Source organism: Micromonospora sp. M51, from assembly GCF_018070305.1.
Classification (GTDB): domain Bacteria; phylum Actinomycetota; class Actinomycetes; order Mycobacteriales; family Micromonosporaceae; genus Micromonospora; species Micromonospora parva.
Map to the genome: position 1 here is coordinate 1 of NZ_JAGPXZ010000747.1, position 2,899 is coordinate 2,899.

At 73.3% G+C, this 2,899-nt stretch carries 3 protein-coding genes and 2 pseudogenes; all 5 read left to right on the forward strand.

The genetic code is table 11. The features are described 5' to 3' along the window. A pseudogene (locus KBX53_RS28065) lies at window positions 1-620 on the forward strand (hypothetical protein); the annotation flags it as partial. Continuing rightward, the gene (locus KBX53_RS28070; protein ID WP_210862560.1) at window positions 601-1,116 is read left to right on the forward strand and encodes a phage tail protein; all 516 of its coding nucleotides are present in this window, start codon (window positions 601-603) and stop codon (window positions 1,114-1,116) included. The pseudogene KBX53_RS28065 and the gene KBX53_RS28070, both read left to right, overlap by 20 nt. Then, window positions 1,113-2,042 (forward strand): hypothetical protein, encoded by a 930-nt coding sequence (locus KBX53_RS28075; protein WP_210862562.1) that lies wholly within the window; start codon window positions 1,113-1,115, stop codon window positions 2,040-2,042. The genes KBX53_RS28070 and KBX53_RS28075 overlap by 4 nt, the downstream gene beginning before the upstream one ends. Continuing rightward, window positions 2,039-2,500: a hypothetical protein gene (locus KBX53_RS28080; protein WP_210862564.1), complete on the forward strand. Its 462-nt coding sequence runs from the start codon at window positions 2,039-2,041 to the stop codon at window positions 2,498-2,500. Before KBX53_RS28075 ends, KBX53_RS28080 begins: the two co-directional genes overlap by 4 nt. 25 nt (window positions 2,501-2,525) lie before the next feature. Then, window positions 2,526-2,899: pseudogene (locus KBX53_RS28085) on the forward strand (hypothetical protein); the annotation flags it as partial.

Below are 2,899 nucleotides of genomic sequence, written 5' to 3' on the forward strand. Positions count from 1 at the left end.
CGGCGGGAGTGGACCCGCACGGACGGGTTGGCCGGGCGGAGCACCGAGGGGCCGCGCCGCGCCAGGTCGGCGCCGGCGAGCCGGACCCGAAGAAACCCGGCCAGGGTTGCCACCGCACCCGGCTGTTCGAGTCCGACGTGAAGTGGCAGTCGATGCAGGCCGGGTGGATCGGCGGCACCTGCCGGGACCTCGCGTTCGCCGGCCAGCAGGCGGTGGCGGCCACCCAGAGCGGCGGGGTGCTGCGGTTGGACACCCTGGCCGCCCAACCGCAGTGGCAGGCGGTGTCGGTCAACTCCGGGATGCCGTTGCGGGACCGGACCCGGTTCGTGCCGGTCGACGCCATCGCGATCAGCGGCCCGACATCCGGCAGCACGGGCGCGCCGGGCGTGCCGGGTGTGGCGGGTGTGGCGGGTGCGGCGGCCGGCGGCACCGGCGCGGCGGAGCGGCTGATCCTGGCCGGCGGGGAACGCGGCGTGCACCGCAGCGCCGACGCCGTCACCTGGACGCCCAGCGCCAACCAGGCCACCGCCGACGTGGTGACTGTCCCGGATACCTGGCTGCTCTGCTCCGGCGAGCACGACATCGAGGTGGTGCGCCAGGATGCGACGCTCGGCGATTGAACGGTTGCTGCCCGCCGCCTACCAGCGGGCCTGCGTGCCGGGCAGCGTGCTCTGGGCGCTGCTGGACGTGATGGAGGGGTTGCACGCCCCGGACGAGGCGATCCTCGCCGAGGTGGACGCGCTGTTCGACCCGTACCGGGCGCCGGACGGGCTGGTCGTGCGGTTGACCCGCTGGGTGGCGATGGACCACGTGGTCGCCTCGCCCCGCCCGGACGCCCCGCTGCCGCTGCCGGTGGGGCGGCTGCGGGACCTGGTGGCCAACGCCGCCCTGCTGGCCCGCTGGCGCGGCACCCCGTACGGGCTGCGCCGGGCCTTGGAACTGGCCACCGGGACGTCGGGCTTCGTCATCGAGGAACCCGCCGAGCGGCCCTTTCACGTCGTGGTGCGGGTGCCGGTGGCCGCCGCCGGCCATCTCGCCGTGATCACCCGCATCGTCGAGACGGAGAAACCCGCCTCGGCCACCGTCGAGATCGTCCTGGAAGAGGAGTCGTCATGACCACCGAGTGGGCGGTCGTCGCCGCCGCCGAACAGTTCACAGTCGACCCGCGCAACTGCGGCGAGCTGACCTTCACCGTCTTCAACCCGGGCACCGCGCCGGACACGGTGGTGTTCGACGTGGCGCCCGGTGACGGCTCCCAGCGGTCGTGGTTCACCGTCGCCGAGCCGCAGCGGGTGGTACCCGGCCAGGGCTCGGTGTCGTTCCTGGTCAAGCTCGCCGTGCCGGCCGGCACCGCGCCCCGGCGCTACGACATGACCGGGTTCGCGTACTCGGCGAACACCGCGCCGGAGGAGAGTTCCCGCTCCAGCGGCCGGGTCACGTACGAGGTGCGGGCGGTCGCGCCGCCACGGCGTACCCCATGGTTGTGGATCGCCGCCGCGGCGGCGCTGGTGCTGGTGGTGGTCGCCGTGGGGGTGGTGTTGCTGACCCGCGACGGCGAGCCGCCCCCCGGCGAGCCGCGAGTGGTCACCGTCGAGGCGGAGAGCCTGGTCCCGGGCGCGGTGGTGGACTCCCCGGCGAAGAGCGGGGCGAAGGTGGAGGCGCAACCCAACTGCTGCGGGGTGACCTGGTCCGGTGACACGCAGTTGTTCTTCCAGGGGTTGGCCATCGGTGACCGGGTCACCGTGACGGTGCAGATCCCGGCCGACGGCACCTGGCGGTTCGCCGCGGTACGCACCACCTCCCTCGACTACGCCAACACCGTGTTCACGATCGACGGCACCCAGGTCGGCGGCACGTTCCTCGGCTTCTCGCCGACGGTGCGCAGGACGGAGCTGCTGGACGTCGGGACGGTGCGGCTCAGCAAAGGCCCGCACCAGGTCACGCTGCTGGTGGTGGGCAAGACGCAGGGCACGAACCGCTACTTCGCGGGGGTCGACGAGATCCGGTTCACCGAAATCGTGGCGCGGGCCGTGGCGCGATGAGCGGTCGGCAGAAGGCGCTGCTGGGGTTGCTCGCCATCCTGCTGGTGGCGCTGTTCGTGGTCGCGGTCGGGGCGGGTCGCGGCGACCGGGGTGATCCGGCGGCCCGACACGGGTTGGTCGACCGGTTGGCCGCGCTGGGCGGCGAGCGTGCGGCGGTGGACCCGGCGACGGTCGGCGCCGACTGCTTCGAGTTGCCCGGTCGGCTGGTCTTCTCCGGCACCTGCGTGCTGCGGGTCGCCGACCCGGGCGGGCTACGCACGCTGGTGATGCGCAGCGCGGCGCCGTTCACTGTCGTCGCACCGGCACCCGGGGACGCCGACCTCACCATCCGCGACGAGGTGGAACCGGCGGCGGACGGGACCGGCGCGGTGGCGAAGATCGCCGTCGACCAGGCCACCGAGGTGGGCCTGGTCTGCCCCGGCCTGGGCGGCTGCACTGTCGTCGTGGCCACATCCTGACCCGGGCTGAGAGGAAGGTGTCGCCGTGGGTGACCTGCGCAAGCCGTTCCTGCTGATGGCCATGCTCGCCATCGTCCTGGCGATCGGGGTGGAGGTGGGGGCGGGGCTGCTGCTCGGCGGTGCCGACGCCGGTGCGGCCCTCGCGGACAGCGCCGGGGCGCTGGACGTGGAGATCGACGACGTGTCCGGGGTCAGCGAGCCGTCCGGGCGGGGCACCGGTTACCTCGCGCTGATCGACGCGGTGGCGGTCTGGAGCACCGGGCTGTTCTGCCTGGGCCTGCTGCTGCCCGAACGGGTCCAGGGTCGGGTGCAGGGCGTCGCCAGCCTGATCTTCTCGATCATCCTGATCATCGTCGGGCTGGTCGCGCTGGTGATCGCGTTTGTGGAGCTGTCCATCAT

Excerpts from the sequence above, each read along its gene's own strand:
- KBX53_RS28070 (WP_210862560.1), top strand. The coding sequence starts at position 601 with ATGCGACGCTCGGCGATTGAACGGTTGCTGCCCGCCGCCTACCAGCGG.
- KBX53_RS28075 (WP_210862562.1), top strand. The coding sequence starts at position 1,113 with ATGACCACCGAGTGGGCGGTCGTCGCCGCCGCCGAACAGTTCACAGTC.
- KBX53_RS28080 (WP_210862564.1), top strand. The coding sequence starts at position 2,039 with ATGAGCGGTCGGCAGAAGGCGCTGCTGGGGTTGCTCGCCATCCTGCTG.